This is a genomic window from Paraburkholderia acidisoli, from assembly GCF_009789675.1.
Lineage (GTDB): Bacteria > Pseudomonadota > Gammaproteobacteria > Burkholderiales > Burkholderiaceae > Paraburkholderia > Paraburkholderia acidisoli.
In genome coordinates, this window is the sequence record NZ_CP046916.1 from 55,503 (window position 1) to 70,843 (window position 15,341).

Consider the following 15,341-nt stretch of genomic DNA (forward strand, 5'->3'; position numbering starts at 1 on the left):
TGAGCATGCTGGAGACAAGTCCCTGGTACGTGCGCTCGCGTCTGAAGACGCGCCAGTTGCTGCTGGTGGTGGCGCTGGCCGAAGAGGGCAACATCCATCGCGCCGCCGCGGCGCTCAACATGACGCAGCCCGCCGCGTCCAAGCTGCTGCGCGAACTCGAAGACACGCTCGGCGCGGTGCTGTTCGAGCGCATGCCGCGCGGCATGAAGCCCACGCTCTACGGCGACGCGCTCATCCGTCACGCGCGCGCCGTGCTCGGCAGTCTCGACCAGGCACAGGAAGAACTCAGCGCGCTCAAGGCGGGGCGGCTCGGCCACGTGGCGGTGGGCGCGATCACCTCGCCGGGCGTGCGCGTGTTGCCGGCGGCCGTCGCGGCGGTCAAGCGCAGCCACGCGAACCTGCGCGTGAGCGTGGAGATCGACGCGAGCAACGTGCTGCTCGAACATCTCGCGCAGGACAAGCTCGACATCGTGCTCGGCCGCCTTTCCGCCGAACACGACAAGCTGCAACTCAGTTACGCGCCGCTCGCGGGCGAACCCGTGTGCGCGGTGGTACGCCCCGGCCATCCGCTGCTCGCCGCCGATGCCCCCGCCGCTTCCATCACACTGGCCGACATCGCGCGCGCCGCGTGGGTCGTGCCGCCCGTGGGCAGCGTGCTGCGCCATCGCTTCGAACTCATGTTCCAGCGCGCGAGCCTCGCACCGCCCTCGAACGTGGTGGAAACGCCAGCGCTGCTGTTCATCACGCGCGTGCTGGAACAAAGCGACATGATCGCCGTGCTCACCGAGGACGTGGCGCGCTACTACGCCGCGCACGGCATGGTGGCGATCCTGCCCGTGCCGATGGATTGCCAGATGGACGACTTCGGCGTCATCACGCGCGCCGACCGCTTGCTCACGCCCGCTGCGAGCGTGATGATCGCGGCGGTGCGCGAAGTGAGCGCGGGACTCTACGGCACGGCGCCCGGCGCGCGATAATCGTCGGCACGCCACGAACCCTCGACGCAACCGCATCGACGAACCGACATCGACACATCGGCACGACGCCCGGGAGGAGATATGTCAGCAGGCCAACCCGACAGCACCGCGATCCGCACCGCGCTCTGGCGCGCGCTGCACGTGCAGGTGGACGACGCGCCGCCCGTGCTCGCCGACGAAATCGGCATGCAGATCGCCGCACCCGAAACGCTCTGGCGCGAACGCCCCGACATGCATCCGGAAGGCACGCGCGGCTATCGCGCGGCCATCGTCGGGCGCGCGCGCTTCGTCGAGGATCTGGTGGCCGAGCGGGTCGCGCAACACGGCGTGACGCAATACGCGATACTCGGCGCGGGTCTCGACACCTTCGCGCAGCGCCGCCCCGAGATCGCTTCGCGCATTCACGTGTACGAGGTCGATCAACCGGCCACGCAAAACTGGAAGCGCGAGCGGCTCATGGTGCTCGGTTTTCGCGAGCAGACGTGGCAGGTGTTCGTGCCCGTCGATTTCGAAGCGGGCGAAGCGTGGTGGGAACGCCTGCGCTGGGCGGGTTTCGACGCGCGGCAGCCGGCCGTGATCGCGTCCACCGGTGTATCGATGTATCTCACGCGCGCGGCGAATCTCGCCACGCTGCGCCAGATCGCGTCACTCGCGCCCGGCACCACGCTCGCCATGACGTTCCTGCTGCCGCTCGACCTCATCGCGGAGCCGGAGCGTTCGCGGCACGCGGCCGTGTACGAACGCGCGCGCGCCGCGGGCACGCCGTTCGTGAGCTTCTTCGCCCCCGACGAGATGATCGCGCTCGCGCGCGAAGCGGGCCTGAGCACGGCGCACGTGGTGTCCACCGCCGACCTCACCGCGCGTTATTTCGCAGGCCGAAGCGACGGTCTGCGGCCGGCGAGCGGCGAGTCGATCCTGGTGGCGACGGTGTAAAGCGCCGCGCGCGTACAATGGCGTGTTTTCGCTTCACCGGGAGCCTCAAAATGCGACGCGAAGGCGTGACCTATACGCTGCATCACATCGGCATTCCGACCACGCAAACGCTCCCCGGCGAGCGCTACGCGGCCAAAGCCGGCATGTACACCACCGACGATCTCAGCGGTCCCGTGCCGATCCAGTGGCATCGTTTCGAGGCCAATTCGCCGCTGCATCCGCTCATGCGCGCGCAACCGCACGTGTGCTTCAAGGTGAACGACCTCGCGGCGGCCATCGCCGGCCACACGGTGATACTCGGTCCGTACGAGCCCATCGACGATTACCACGTGGCCGTGATCGACAATGCGGGCGTGCCCGTGGAACTGATCGAGACCACGCTCACCGACGCCGAAATCTGGGGCCGCGCGAGAAGCGGCCAGCACGCCAGCCTCTATCGTTGAGCGGCCACCCCGCCGCTTTCTGAATCCGCTTTATCGACGTGCCGCGCGGCATCACTCGCGCGCCGCGCCTGCCGCTTTATCGCCATGCACACTGCCCTGCTCGCGCCGCGTCCGATCGAGACGCTCGAACTTCCCGCCGATCTCGACGGCCACGACGGCGCGAATCGCGCGAACGGCCGCATGCAGATCGCCGCCGCCAACGACCTCGACGCCGTGCGCGCGTGGCTCGCGCGCGTTGCCGACTCGAAATCGACCTTCGAGAACTATCGCAAGGAGGCCGAGCGGCTGATGCTCTGGTCGATCGCGCAACTCGGCAGGCCGCTCTCCTCGCTCACGCACGAAGACCTGCTCGCGTACCAGCGTTTTCTCGCCGATCCGCAACCGGCCGAGCGCTGGGTCGCGGGCGGCGGCCGCAAGCACGCGCGCGGCGACGTGCGCTGGCGCCCGTTCTACGGACCGCTCTCGGCCGCCAGCCAGCGTCAGGCGATGGTGATCCTCAACGCGCTGTTTTCGTGGCTCGTGAGCGCGGGGTATCTCGCGGGCAATCCGCTTTCGCTCTCCCGCCAGCGCGCGCGACGCGCCCCGCCGCGCATCACGCGCTATCTCGAACGCGACCTGTGGGGCGAGGTGAAGGCCTACGTGGAAAGTCTGCCGCGCGAGCGCGCCCGCGAACGCGAGCAGCACGGCCGCGCGCGCTGGCTGCTCACGCTGCTGTATCTCGGCGGCCTGCGCATTTCCGAAGTGAGCGTGAACACCATGGGCGACTTCTTTTGCCGCCGCGACGCCGCGGGCAAGGAGCGCTGGTGGCTCGACGTGCTCGGCAAGGGCGAGCGCCGCCGTCTCGTGCCCGCGACCGCCGAACTCATGGAAGAACTCATGCGCTACCGGCGCGAGCGCGGTCTGCCCGCGCTGCCTTCCGCCGACGAAACCACGCCGCTCGTGTTGCCGCTCGGGCGCAAGCTCGATGCGCCGATCAAACCGCTCACGCGCGCCGCGCTGCACACCGTCGTGAAGGGCATTTTCGCGGGCGCGGCACAGCGTCTGCGCGAGAGCGCCGCGAGCGACCACGAAGCGCGCGCGGCGCAACTCGAACGCGCGTCGGCGCACTGGCTGCGCCACAGCGCGGGCTCGCACATGGCCGACGGCAATCTCGACCTGCGGCTCGTGCGCGACAATCTCGGCCACGCCTCGCTGTCCACCACGAGCCTGTACCTGCACAGCGACGACGACCGCCGCCATAGCGAAACCGACCAGCGTCATCGCATCGACTGGTGACAGGCGCGTGAAGCCGTGCGAAATAAACCTGTAAAACAGGGGTTTTTCCGCACTAAACGATTCGCCCAACCCGCCGTTAACTCACTTATGGAGCACGGCGGCGAGTCCCAAACGACTTGCGGAAGCGTTGGCGGGCCCCATACCCTGTCCCTCATTGCAGGGACCACGCAGAGTCGAACTTGGGCGCCGGAAAGCATGCTTCCCGGCGCATTTTTCTTTGGGCTGCCGTTTTCGTGCGCAAAAAATGAAACGCGGGAGCCGGCATGCCGCCGCTCCCGCGTGTGAACGCTCGTTGTGCGCGCAATCGTCTGCACCATGCAGGCGAGCGGCGCGAAGCGCGTCAGCTCATGTGCAGACCGCCGTTGAGCGAGAAGTCGGCGCCCGTGGAGAAGCCCGCTTCTTCCGACGCCAGCCACGCGACGATCGACGCGATCTCGTACGGCTCGCCGAGGCGGCGCACCGGAATGCTGTCGACGATCTTGGAGAGCACTTCGGGCTTCACCGCTTTCACCATGTCGGTGCCGATGTAACCCGGCGACACCGTGTTGACGGTCACGCCCTTGGTGGCCACTTCCTGCGCGAGCGCCATGGTGAAGCCGTGAATGCCGGCCTTGGCGGTGGAGTAATTCGTCTGACCGAACTGGCCTTTCTGACCGTTCACCGACGAAATGTTGACGATACGCCCCCAGCCCCGCTCGATCATGCCGTCGATCACCTGCTTCGTGACGTTGAAGAGGCTCGTGAGATTGGTGTCGATCACGGCCGTCCAGTCTTCGTGCGTCATCTTGCGGAACACGACGTCGCGCGTGATGCCCGCGTTGTTGACCAGCACGTCGATCTCGCCGACGTCCTTCTTCACCTTCTCGAAAGCAGCCGCGGTGGAATCCCAGTCCGCCACGTTGCCTTCCGACGCGATGAATTCGTAGCCGAGCGCTTTTTGCTCGTCGAGCCAGCGCGCGCGGCGCTGCGAGTTCGGGCCGCAGCCCGCGACCACCGTGTAGCCGTCTTTGCAAAGACGCTGGCAGATGGCAGTTCCGATGCCGCCCATGCCGCCGGTCACGTAGGCGATACGCTTTGCCATAGATCCTCCTGTTTGCTTGAAGGGGGTAGGGAGATGCAAGGGACTCTGGAGGATGAGTCAGTTTGACGACCGCCAACTGGCCGAGCGATGGGGATTAACCCTTAACGCGCATAACGCCGCAATTTGGGCCACATCGCCGCCGTTGGAACGTTGCAGCGTAGCAGCGGGCCGTGACGGACACAAGGCGGTCACACGCACGACGCATAGGCTTTTATGTTTACCGCCGGTTACCCGCGCATTACCTGGCATACCTCAACATTTCTCAAATCGGCCGGCGTGTGACGCGCGCGATTCATGCCGCATCGAGCAGCACGACCGTGCGGCGCTTTCCCGTGAAGGAAGCCGCGTGTCGGGTTCATGGCGAGCGCGAAGCAAGCCGTAAGAAAGCGAGCCGCCGATGTGAAACGGCCCGCATCGAACGACGATGCGGGCCGTTTGTATGTTGTGTGCCCGTAAGCGATCAGACCGGGCTTGCCGGATTGGCAAAACGCGTGCGCCTCACAGTCCGGCGGCGAGCCGGTCGCCGAAGGGGTCGGCGAAACTCGACGACAAACCCGCGCCGAAGTCGAGCCGGCCCATCGCTTCCAGCAGCGAGCGGCCGGCCGTGGTCAGCGCGAGCTTGCGATGACCTTCCTTCCATTGTTCGAGCGCGACGAGCTGGCGCTCGAGCAGCGTGTCCAGTTCTTCGCGGTTCATGTCGATCTGGTCCGGCGAATGGCGGACCAGCATCAACGTGGCAAATTCATGCGGGCTAAGCAACGTTCTCTCCCAGTAACTCTCAATGCCGCAACCAGGGGCGATGGGCCGTCGATGGGTCGCAAAGGCCGCACATCATGGGGCGCCAATGTGACGCCGTCGTGACTGTCACAATTTCACCCTGGCCCTGGTCTGGCCGGTAATTTGTCCGCGCGTGACTTCCAGTTTCGGCGCCACGGCGCCGCTCGCGACGGCGAGCGCCGCCGCGCAATCGTCCACGAGGTCGCGCAGCGAGGCCGGAAACATCGTTTCGGGGTCGTCGGCGATGCCAGCGCCGTCATCGCGCTCGGCCGCGCCCACGCCAACCACGATGGTCGCTTCCTCCGCGCGCTCGCGCAGCCGCCGCACGAGATTGCGCATATACGGCGGCGATTCGGGCGCGTCGAGCGACACCACGCAGATGGCCGGCGAACGCTGAGCATTCACCATGCCCGCCCGTGTCGCGCGGACTTCGTCGTAGGTCGTCGCGCTGTTCGGCACATTGCGGCGCGCGAGCAACTGCCCGACGATCGCCACCGCCACTTCGTCGAACGCGCCGCGGCCGGGCACGCACAGCACCTCGCCCGCGTCGGGCGCGAGCGCGAATTCCTCGGCTTTCGCGCCGCCCTTGCGCTTCGCGGCTTCGTTGGCCCTGCGCGCCTGCTCCTCCTCGGGCGTGGCGTGCCGCGAGTCGTCGACGGATTCGAGGTCTTCGATGATGTCGAGCAGCGCCTGATTGATCCGCGCGATCTGTTCGGCGGGCAGCACGCCGCGCAGCGCGTCGTTGCGCGCGAAACGCAGGCCCTCGAACACGACCTGCTCGTAATAGTCGATGAGCGGCATTTCCGTGAGCAGACGGTCCGCTTGCAGCAGCGCCTCGTGCGGATCGTCGGCGAGCAGACGCTGATAGCAGGTTTGCGCGGGCGTGAGCGCGGGCTGGTCGCCGAGCAGGATCGTCAGAAAATTCAATCGATCCACGTAACGGCCGAGCGTGACGATGCACAGCGTGAGCGGCGTCGAGAGCACGAGCCCGATCGGCCCCCACAGCCAGCTCCAGAAGATCGCCGCCACCACCACGGCGAGCGGCGAAAGCCCGGAGCGGCGGCCGTACAGCATCGGCTCGGCGAACTGCCCGGCCACCACGTCGACGACGATGAAGAAGATCAGCGTCCACACCGCCATGGTCCATTGCGGCTGGATCGCGGCGGCGAGCAGCGTGGCCATGATCGCGGCGATCCAGATGCCGATATACGGCACGAAGCGCATGAGCGCCGCCACCGCGCCGAACAGCAGCGCGCCCGGCACGCCGATGCCCGCCAGCCCCACCGCGATCACCGCGCCCACCGTCACGTTCACGCCGAGCTGCGCGACGAAGTAGCGCGACAACCGCTCCGAGGCGTCGTTGATGGCCGTGGTCGTGCGGTGCAGATCGTCGGAGCCGAACACGCTGATGAGCCGGTCGCGCAAATCCTCGCGCTGAAACAGGATGAAGATCGTCACCACCAGCACGATGAAGCCGGTTTCGAGCGGCGCGACGGCCGGCGCGAGCGCGCGCTGCGCGAGTTGCAGCGGCGTGGGCGCGGGCGTGTGCACCTCCACGGGCATCGGCTGCTGCGGCTGATTGCGCGCCGCGCGCCCGCGCGGCTGCGGCGGCGCGGGCGGCGACGTGGGCGTCACGCGCTGCAGGGCGGTGGCGGCGCGCGTCATCAGCGAGTCGGCGCGGCCCACGGTTTTTTCCTGCACGGTCTGCACTTTCTGCTCGATTTCCTGCTGATACTGCGGCAGATCGGCGGAAAGCTGGTAGATCTGCGCGGCGATCAGCGCGCCCACGCCAGCGAGCGCGAGCACCGTGACGAGCACGGCCACGCAGATCGCCAGAAATTGCGGCACGTGAATCCGCCGCAGCGTGGTGACGAGCGGCGCGAGCAGAAAGCTCAGCAGCACCGAGAGCGTGATGGGAATCAGCACCGCGCGGCCGAAATACAGCCCGCTCACCACGATCACGCCCGTGATGATGGAGGCGAGACTGTGCAGCGTGGGCGGGCTCGGCGGAAACACCCGGTTGCGGCGGCCCTGCGGCGGCAGGAAATTCATGTCGATGGTCGATAAGAGGAAGGGAAACCGCGCCCGCGCGGCACAGGCGCCTGCGCGCGCGAAGGATCGGGCAAAGGAATGACAGACAACGCCACGGACGCCACAGCGCGCTCAAGCAGGCCGCGCGCCTGGAAGATCCGGTCAATGGTAACTGCGAGCCTACCGCGTGCGCGGTTTCGAATCGCCGCCAGAAAGGTCACACCTGTAACGGAATGCTTCCGCGGACGAAATTGGCGAACAAATCGGCAGATGAATCGGCAGATGAATTGGCAAACAAATCGGCAGACGAATGCGGCGCACGAAGGCTGTTATCCGCGCGCGCCGCTTTCCATTCGCGATCGAGGCGCATGGCGCCGCGCTTACTGCGGTTTGCCGCCGCTGAGTTCCTGATTGCGTGAGGTCAGGAACTGGATCAGGCCGTCCACGCCGCCCTCCTGAATTTTTTCGTTGAACTGCGCGCGATAGGTCTGGATCAGCCACGCGCCGAGCACGTTGAGGTCGTAGAGCCGCCAGCCGTCCGGCGTCTTGTACAGGCGATAGTCGATCTCGACGGGCTTGCCGCTGGTTTGCGCGAGCGTGCGCACGACCACGTCGGTGTCGCCGGGCTGGTTGCGCATCGGCTGGTAGTCGATCTGCTGGTCGGGCCGGAGCTGGGCGAGCGCGCCCGCGTAGAGATGGATCAGCAGCAACTGGAACTGCTGCTCGATCTGCTGTTGCTGCGCGGGCGTGGCGGTGCGCCAGTGGCGGCCCATCGAAAGCTGGGTCGTGCGCTTGAAGTCGACGTACGGCAGGATGTCGCGATCGACAATGCCGCGAATGCGCGGAATGTCGTCGGGCGCGATCGACTGGGTGCGCACCTCGTCGAGCACCTGCTGCGTCGCGCTCTTGATGAGCGCCTGCGGGTCCGCCTGATCCACGTTCGCGGCGAAGGTCGTGGCGGCCCCGAACGACAGGCAGCCGGCGATGAATGCGGTGAGCACGGTCGAGCGAAGGAGCCTGGTCATCGATCTGTCCTGTTCAAGCGGTGGCAAGGGGAATAAACGAAAGCGGCAATCGCGAAAGCGCGGTCCCGGCGGGGCTTTGGGCGGGAACGTAACGTAATGCGCGTGACGTAACGTGGGGTGACGCGAAACAGCGGTCAGTCTAGCGTCTGAGGATAAAACGGGCGTTCGGGTCGACATGCCGAAGCGGCGCGCGGGCGGCTTCCCACGCGCCGTGTGGCGAGTGGCGCACGGCTAGTGGCGCACGGCGAGTGGCGCACGGCAAATGGCGCGCGCCGCGCCCTCGTCGCCGCCCTCGCCGCGATAGCGCCAAACCCACCAAACGCCTGGCCGTTACTGGCGCGGCAGCTGCGAACGGCCGCGCGTCTCCGTGCTGGAAGCGCCGCCGGCCGGCTCGGCGAAGAACGCCTCCAGGCCGAACAGCCACGCGATGCAGAACGACAGCCCCGAGAGCGCAGCCGCGCCCCAGTGAGCGCGCCCGGTTTCTTCCGGCCTGTCGTCGTAGGCGGCGGGCGACAAAAACGCACTCGCGACCGAGACGGGCGTCGCCGCGTTCAGCGTCGAATCCTGTCCCGTCATGACAGCGGAAGTAGCCTTGGAATCCATCATTGATCTCCCCGGATTTTTCACCGTTTGTTTTTTGGTGCAAACCTTAGAGCAAGGTACGTACCAGCTGTTCGCACCGCCTTCCGTGCGCTTGCGCACGCAGCTCAAACCGGCTTGCCTCAACGCGAACATGTAAAAACTACAAGCGCGCCTGGAAAAAGCGGCAAAGCCCCAAGACAACGCGCTTTGCGCCGATCGACAAAAGCCTCGCCCGGGGGTTTCGGCGCCCTTCGCCATCGCAAACTTTTTTCCCGTGAGTAATAGCTTCAATCCGGTCGATGGTGTAAGGTGCAGCGGTTCATCTCGAAACGAGAAACGCCACACGCCTGTGAACCGTCCAGGACACGCTCAGGAGCTCGCATGAAAACACCCGAACAGGCCCGCCTCGTGGAAGTCCTCGGTCAGCATCGCGACACGCTGCTCACCGAATGGCTGCGCCTGCACCTGCCGATCGCGCTGCGCCGCGGCCTCGCGATGGAAAGCGAGATCCGCGAGCAGTTCGCGGCTTTTCTCAACGTGTTCGTCGACACGTTGCACAAGTCCGACACGCTCGACGCCACCCGGCCCGAATGGGAAGCGGTGCGTGCGTTCCTCGCGGAAATGTCGGCGCATCGTGCGCGTCAGGGCTACACGCCCGCCGAAACCGCGACCTTCGTGTTCTCGCTGAAGGAGCCGCTCTATGCGCGCCTGCGCGAGGCGTTCGCGGGCGAACCCGCCGCCCTCGCCGACGTGAGCTGGCAAACCAATCAGCTGCTCGACGGGCTCGGTCTCTACACGACCGAAGTGTTCCAGAAGAGCCGCGAGGCGATCATCGCGCGCCAGCAGGAAGAACTGCTCGAGCTCTCCACGCCGGTCGTGCAGTTGTGGGACGGCATCCTCGCGCTGCCGCTGATCGGCACGCTCGATTCGTCGCGCACCCAGGTGGTGATGGAAAGCCTGCTGCAGAAGATCGTCGATACCGGCGCGGGCCTCGCGATCATCGACATCACGGGCGTGCCGACCGTCGACACGCTGGTCGCCCAGCATCTGCTCAAGACCGTGGCCGCCGCGCGCCTGATGGGCGCCGACTGCATCATCAGCGGCATTCGTCCGCAGATCGCGCAGACCATCGTGCATCTGGGCGTCGATCTCACCAACGTCACCACCAAGGCCACGCTCGCCGACGCGTTCGTGATCGCGCTGCATCGCACCGGCGCGAGCATCGTTTCGCCGAAGACCACCGCCTGACGCCCACGCGAGGACCGCGCACGATGGACCGTATTCCAATTTTGCGCCTCGGCGACTGCCTGATCGTCACGATTCAGGTGGACATGCACGACCGGCTGGCAATCGCGCTGCAGGACGACCTCACCGAGCGCATCGTCAAGGAGTCGGCGAAGGGCGTGCTGATCGACATCTCGGCGCTCGACGTGGTGGACTCTTTTATCGGCCGCATGATCAGCAACACGGCCGCGATGGCGCGGGTGCTCGACGCGCAGACGGTGGTCGTCGGCATGCAGCCTTCCGTGGCGATCACGCTCGTCGAACTCGGCCTCACGCTCGACGGCGTGCGCACCGCGCTCGACGTCGAAAAGGGCATGGCGCTGCTCAAGCAACGCCAGCGTCTGCGCTAGCACGGCTCTTGCATTCGCCATGAATAGCTACGACACGACAGGGCGGCTCGCGGCGCAAGTGAGCCTGCGCTCCGACCAGGAGATCGTCCGCCTGCGGCAGGTCGTGCGCGACGCGGCCATCGCCCAGGGCTTTTCGCTGATCGAGCAGACCAAGTTCGTGACGGCGGCGAGCGAGATCGCGCGCAACACGCTGCAATACGGCGGCGGCGGCGACGCGCGTCTGGACGTGCTCACGAACGGCGTGCGCGTGGGCCTGCGGCTTACCTTCATGGACCAGGGGCCGGGCATCGCCGACATCCCGCGCGCGCTCACGGACGGTTTCACGAGCGGCGGCGGCCTGGGTTTGGGCCTCGGCGGCTCGCGGCGCCTGTGCGACGAGTTCGCCATCGACTCCGCGCCGGGCAGCGGTACCACGGTCACCATCACAAAATGGAAAGTACGCTAGACGGCGCCTCCGGTTCGGCCGGAGGCACCCACCGCTCCTTCGAGATCGGCGACGCCAGCAGCGTCGCCTATGCCCGCCGCGGCGCGGCTGAAGCCGCGCGCGTGGCCGCGCTCAACGAAACCGACGCGGGCCGCGTGGCGATCGTGCTGACCGAGGCCGCCACCAATCTTCTCAAGCACGCGGGCCACGGCGAATTGCTGGTGCGCGCGCTCGACGGCGGCGTGGAAATCATCGCGCTCGATCGCGGCCCCGGCATGGCCGACGTGCGCGCCGCGCTCGCCGACGGTCATTCCACCGCCGGCACGCCCGGCACGGGACTCGGCGCGATCCAGCGCCTTTCCAATCAACTCGCCATCTACTCGCAGCCGGGCGCGGGCACCGTGCTGCGCGCGCTCGTGCAAAAGGGCGGCATGCACCCGATGCTGCCGCGCGCGGCGGTGGCGCAGACCGGCCCGGAAATCGGCGCCGTTTGCGTGCCCTACCCCGGCGAGGAAGTCTCCGGCGACGGCTGGCAGGCCGAAGCCGACGCGAGCGGCATTTCGCTCGCCGTCGCCGACGGTCTCGGCCATGGCGCGGAAGCGCACGCGGCCGCCGTGGCCGCGCTCGACGTGCTGCGCCGCCGCGCCGGCCTTCCGCCCGCCGAGTTGATGGAACTCTCGCACGCGGCCCTGCGCGCCACGCGCGGCGCGGCGCTCGCACTCGTGCGCCTCGACCTCGCGCGCGCCACGCTCGCGTTCTGCGGCACCGGCAATATCTCGGCGGTCGCCTACGGCATGGGCAAACCGAATCTCGCCCAGCTCAACGCAAACGCGAGCGAATCGCGCCTCGCCCCGCCCGCGCACGGCCCGAGCGAGCGCGACAGCTATCAGATCGTGTCGCGCAACGGCATCGTCGGACACACGATGCGCGGCACCCAGGAGTTCGAGCTGACGTGGAGCGCCAACGCGCTCCTGATCCTGCACTCGGACGGTATCGGCACGCGCTGGGATCTCAGCGCGTGGCCGGGCCTCGCCAACCAGCCCGCCGTGGTGATCGCGGCCGTCCTTTACCGCGACTTCGCGCGCCGCCGCGACGACGCCACCGTCGTCGTCGTGCGCGCCCGCCCGGGAGTACAGTTGAATCATGAACACGCCTTTGCTGCGCATCCGGCTTGACTCCGCAGAGGACGTCGTCGCCGCTCGCCGCCGCGCGCGCGAACTGGCGGCCGGCTTCGGTTTCTCGCGCCTCGACCAAACTCGCATTGCCAGCGCCGTCTCCGAAATCGCCCGCAACGCCCATGAATACGCGGGCGGCGGCGAAGTGATGTTCGCGCTCGAAGGCGAGCGGCCGCGTCTCGCGCTGGCCGTCGAAGTGCGCGACCGCGGTCCCGGCATGCGTCATCTGCAGAGCGTGCTGGACGGCACCTACCGCTCGCCGCACGGCATGGGCGTGGGCATCACCGGCAGCCGCCGTTTGATGGAGCGCTTCGAGATCCGCTCGCAGCCCGGCGCGGGCACCACCGTGAGCATGGCGCGCGCGCTGCCCGCCGATCGCGGCGACGTGTCCGGCCCCGAGGTCGAGCGCATCGTGGGCGAGATCGCCACGCGCACCTTGCGCTCCGACTCGCTCGACGAAGTGCAGCAGCAGAATCGCGAACTCGTTTCCACGCTCGAGGAGTTGCGCGTGCGTCAGGACGAACTCGCGCGCCTCACGCAGGAACTCGAGGCGACCAATCGCGGCGTGGTCGCGCTTTACGCCGAACTCGACGAACGCGCCGAGGAACTGCGCCGCGCCGACCTCATGAAAACGCGCTTTCTGTCGAACATGAGCCACGAGCTGCGCACGCCGCTCAGTTCGATCCGCGCGCTCGCGAATCTCCTGCTCAACCGGCTGGACGGCGATCTGGGCGTCGAGCAGGAGCGCCAGGTCAAGCTGATTCTGGCTTCGGCGGAAACGCTCGGCGAAACCGTCGACGACCTGCTCGACCTCGCCAAGATCGAGGCGGGCAAAACCGACGTCGTGCCCGCGTGGTTCGATCCCGCCGACCTGTTCGCGGCGCTGCGCACCATGCTCACGCCGCTTTTGAATACGCCGCACGTCTCGCTCGAATTCGCCGCCACCGCGGCATTGCCGCGCCTTTACACCGACGAGCCGAAGCTCACGCAGATCCTGCGCAACTTCGTCTCGAATGCGCTCAAGTACACCGAGCGCGGCCACATCCGGGTGGGCGCGCGATGCGACGCGCAAGGCGAACGCATCACGTTCTTCGTTGCCGACACGGGCATCGGAATTGCTGCCGAGCACCACCAGATCATTTTCGAGGAGTTCGGCCAGGTGCAGAACCGTCTTCAGCAGCGCGTGAAGGGAACGGGCCTCGGCCTGCCGCTGTGCCGCAAACTGGCCGCGCTGCTCGGCGGCGAAGTGAGCGTGGACAGCGAACTGGGCGTGGGTTCCACGTTCCAGTTGGACCTGCCCGTGCGTTTCACGGCCAATGAAGACGACGCGCGCGCGACCTCGGGAGACGCCGCATGAGCGCGCTCGCCACCCTCATCCTCAATGTCGACGACAACGAAGGCGCGCGTTACGTGAAGTCGCGCGTGCTGCGCCACGCCGGTTTCGCCGTGATCGAAGCCGCGACCGGCCAGGGCGCGCTCGACGCGGTACGCGAACACGCGCCCGCGCTCGTGCTGCTCGACGTGAAGCTGCCCGACATCAGCGGCATCGAAGTGTGCCGCATGATCAAGGGCGACGCGCAGACCAACTCCACGCTCGTGCTGCAAACCTCGGCCGCGGCCGTGGAAACGCGCGACAAGATTCTCGCGCTCGACGGCGGCGCCGACAGTTATTTGACCGAGCCCGTCGAGCCGGCCGAACTGATCGCCAACGTGCGCGCGCTGCTGCGCCTCTATGCCGCCGAAAAAGCGCTGCGCGACGCCGACCGCCGCAAGGACCGCTTTCTCGCCACGCTCGCGCACGAATTGCGCAACCCGCTCGCCCCGATCCGCAACGCCATCGAACTGCTCGATCCGCGCCACGGCGCGAACGATCACGTGCGCGCCGACGCGCGTCAGATCGCGAGCCGCCAGGTCGAGCACCTGGGCCGTCTCGTCGACGATCTGCTCGACGTGTCGCGCATTTCGCACGGCAAGATCGCGCTGCAGATGGACACGCTCGACTTGCGCCACATCGTCGAAATGGCGGTGGAAACGAGCCGGCCGTTTCTGGAAGCGAAGGCGCAGCATCTGTCCGTCGAAATCGACTGCGAGCCTTGCCATGTAATGGGCGACGCGATTCGCGTGGCGCAGATCATCAGCAACCTGCTGTCGAACGCGGCGAAATACACCACGGAAGGCGGCCAGATCGCGCTGCGGCTCGACTCGAACGAAGGCGAAGTGGCCATACGCGTGCGCGACAACGGCATCGGCATCGCCCCCGACGAACTGCCTTATGTGTTCGATCTCTTCATGCAGTCGCGCGAGGCGATCAAGCGCGCGGACGGTGGGCTCGGCATCGGTCTCGCGCTCGTGCGCGAACTCGCGGAACTGCACGGCGGCACCGTGGGCGCGCATTCGGACGGTCTGGATCGCGGTTCGGAATTCACGGTGCGGCTGCCCCTCGCGCTCGCGCCGCACGGCGTGGCATCGTCCACGCCGGTCGACGGCGCCGCCGCGCAGCCCGGACCCGCCGCGCCGCCGCGCCGCCGCGTGCTGATCGCCGACGACAATATCGACTCGGCGGCTTCGCTGCTCATGCTGCTCGAACTCGAAGGCCACGATGTGCGCGTGGCGCACGACGGCCCCGGCGCGCTCGCGCTCGCGCGCGAATTCCTGCCGCACGTGGCGATTCTCGATATCGGTTTGCCGGGCATGGACGGCCATGCCGTGGCGAAGGCGCTGCGCGCGCAACCGGACACGGCACGCGCGCAACTGATCGCGCTCACGGGCTACGGCCAGGACCGCGACCGCCAGGCGACGACCGAGGCGGGGTTCGACCGCCACCTCGTGAAGCCGGCGCCGTTCGACGAAATCCTGCGGGAAATCGAAAGCGCGCCGCTGGACTGAGCGGCCGCGCCCGCGAAGAACGCACGCGGCGCGGCGTGGGCTTGCCCCACGCCGCGCCGCGGATTGCGCGCAAATTGCGCACGCGCTTCGAGCAAGAC

Annotated in this window: 16 protein-coding genes; 10 read left to right on the forward strand and 6 right to left on the reverse strand. The window is 67.4% G+C overall.

What is annotated here, in order from left to right:
• Positions 1-5 precede the first annotated feature (5 nt).
• The 4 genes from FAZ98_RS28830 (at position 6) to FAZ98_RS28845 (ending at position 3,628) form a co-directional block, all read left to right on the forward strand.
• Positions 6-977 (forward strand): LysR substrate-binding domain-containing protein, encoded by a 972-nt coding sequence (locus FAZ98_RS28830; RefSeq protein WP_158956720.1) that lies wholly within the window; start codon positions 6-8, stop codon positions 975-977.
• Positions 978-1,058: 81 nt separating this feature from the next.
• Complete coding sequence (locus FAZ98_RS28835) at positions 1,059-1,910, forward strand: class I SAM-dependent methyltransferase (RefSeq protein ID WP_158956722.1); 852 nt, start codon at positions 1,059-1,061, stop codon at positions 1,908-1,910.
• Between the two features lie 50 nt (positions 1,911-1,960).
• Positions 1,961-2,353, forward strand: coding sequence for a VOC family protein (locus FAZ98_RS28840; RefSeq protein ID WP_158956724.1), 393 nt, complete (start codon positions 1,961-1,963; stop codon positions 2,351-2,353).
• A gap of 84 nt (positions 2,354-2,437) precedes the next feature.
• Positions 2,438-3,628 carry a tyrosine-type recombinase/integrase gene (locus FAZ98_RS28845; RefSeq protein ID WP_158956726.1) on the forward strand — a complete coding sequence of 397 codons (1,191 nt, stop codon included), beginning with the start codon at positions 2,438-2,440 and terminating at the stop codon, positions 3,626-3,628.
• Positions 3,629-3,968: 340 nt separating this feature from the next.
• Here the strand turns inward: FAZ98_RS28845 and FAZ98_RS28850 are convergent, their stop codons facing one another.
• The 6 genes from FAZ98_RS28850 to FAZ98_RS28875 form a co-directional block, all read right to left on the reverse strand.
• Positions 3,969-4,709 carry a 3-ketoacyl-ACP reductase gene (locus FAZ98_RS28850; protein ID WP_158956728.1) on the reverse strand — a complete coding sequence of 247 codons (741 nt, stop codon included), beginning with the start codon at positions 4,707-4,709 and terminating at the stop codon, positions 3,969-3,971.
• Between the two features lie 498 nt (positions 4,710-5,207).
• Positions 5,208-5,468, reverse strand: coding sequence for a hypothetical protein (locus FAZ98_RS28855; RefSeq protein WP_233273001.1), 261 nt, complete (start codon positions 5,466-5,468; stop codon positions 5,208-5,210).
• Positions 5,469-5,573: 105 nt separating this feature from the next.
• On the reverse strand, positions 5,574-7,538 hold the full coding sequence (locus FAZ98_RS28860) for an AI-2E family transporter (RefSeq protein ID WP_199272478.1): 1,965 nt from the start codon (positions 7,536-7,538) through the stop codon (positions 5,574-5,576).
• A gap of 196 nt (positions 7,539-7,734) precedes the next feature.
• Positions 7,735-7,887 carry a hypothetical protein gene (locus FAZ98_RS28865; protein ID WP_158956730.1) on the reverse strand — a complete coding sequence of 51 codons (153 nt, stop codon included), beginning with the start codon at positions 7,885-7,887 and terminating at the stop codon, positions 7,735-7,737.
• Positions 7,888-7,897: 10 nt separating this feature from the next.
• Positions 7,898-8,542: an MlaC/ttg2D family ABC transporter substrate-binding protein gene (locus FAZ98_RS28870; protein WP_158956732.1), complete on the reverse strand. Its 645-nt coding sequence runs from the start codon at positions 8,540-8,542 to the stop codon at positions 7,898-7,900.
• A 330-nt stretch (positions 8,543-8,872) separates the two neighbouring features.
• Positions 8,873-9,382: a hypothetical protein gene (locus tag FAZ98_RS28875; protein WP_158956734.1), complete on the reverse strand. Its 510-nt coding sequence runs from the start codon at positions 9,380-9,382 to the stop codon at positions 8,873-8,875.
• A 123-nt stretch (positions 9,383-9,505) separates the two neighbouring features.
• Here FAZ98_RS28875 and FAZ98_RS28880 point away from each other — a divergent pair, with 123 nt between their 5' ends.
• From FAZ98_RS28880 to FAZ98_RS28905, 6 genes are read left to right on the forward strand one after another with little or no spacing between them, the layout of a single operon-like run.
• A complete protein-coding gene (locus FAZ98_RS28880; RefSeq protein ID WP_158956736.1) occupies positions 9,506-10,372 on the forward strand; it encodes an STAS domain-containing protein in 867 nt (288 codons plus the stop codon).
• Between the two features lie 23 nt (positions 10,373-10,395).
• Positions 10,396-10,758 (forward strand): STAS domain-containing protein, encoded by a 363-nt coding sequence (locus FAZ98_RS28885; protein WP_158956738.1) that lies wholly within the window; start codon positions 10,396-10,398, stop codon positions 10,756-10,758.
• 19 nt (positions 10,759-10,777) lie between these two features.
• The gene (locus tag FAZ98_RS28890; protein ID WP_158956740.1) at positions 10,778-11,203 is read left to right on the forward strand and encodes an anti-sigma regulatory factor; all 426 of its coding nucleotides are present in this window, start codon (positions 10,778-10,780) and stop codon (positions 11,201-11,203) included.
• Positions 11,188-12,357 (forward strand): ATP-binding protein, encoded by a 1,170-nt coding sequence (locus FAZ98_RS28895; RefSeq protein WP_158956742.1) that lies wholly within the window; start codon positions 11,188-11,190, stop codon positions 12,355-12,357. Before FAZ98_RS28890 ends, FAZ98_RS28895 begins: the two co-directional genes overlap by 16 nt.
• The gene (locus tag FAZ98_RS28900; protein WP_158956744.1) at positions 12,326-13,714 is read left to right on the forward strand and encodes a sensor histidine kinase; all 1,389 of its coding nucleotides are present in this window, start codon (positions 12,326-12,328) and stop codon (positions 13,712-13,714) included. Before FAZ98_RS28895 ends, FAZ98_RS28900 begins: the two co-directional genes overlap by 32 nt.
• Positions 13,711-15,243: an ATP-binding response regulator gene (locus FAZ98_RS28905; RefSeq protein ID WP_158956746.1), complete on the forward strand. Its 1,533-nt coding sequence runs from the start codon at positions 13,711-13,713 to the stop codon at positions 15,241-15,243. The genes FAZ98_RS28900 and FAZ98_RS28905 overlap by 4 nt, the downstream gene beginning before the upstream one ends.
• Positions 15,244-15,341 lie beyond the last annotated feature (98 nt).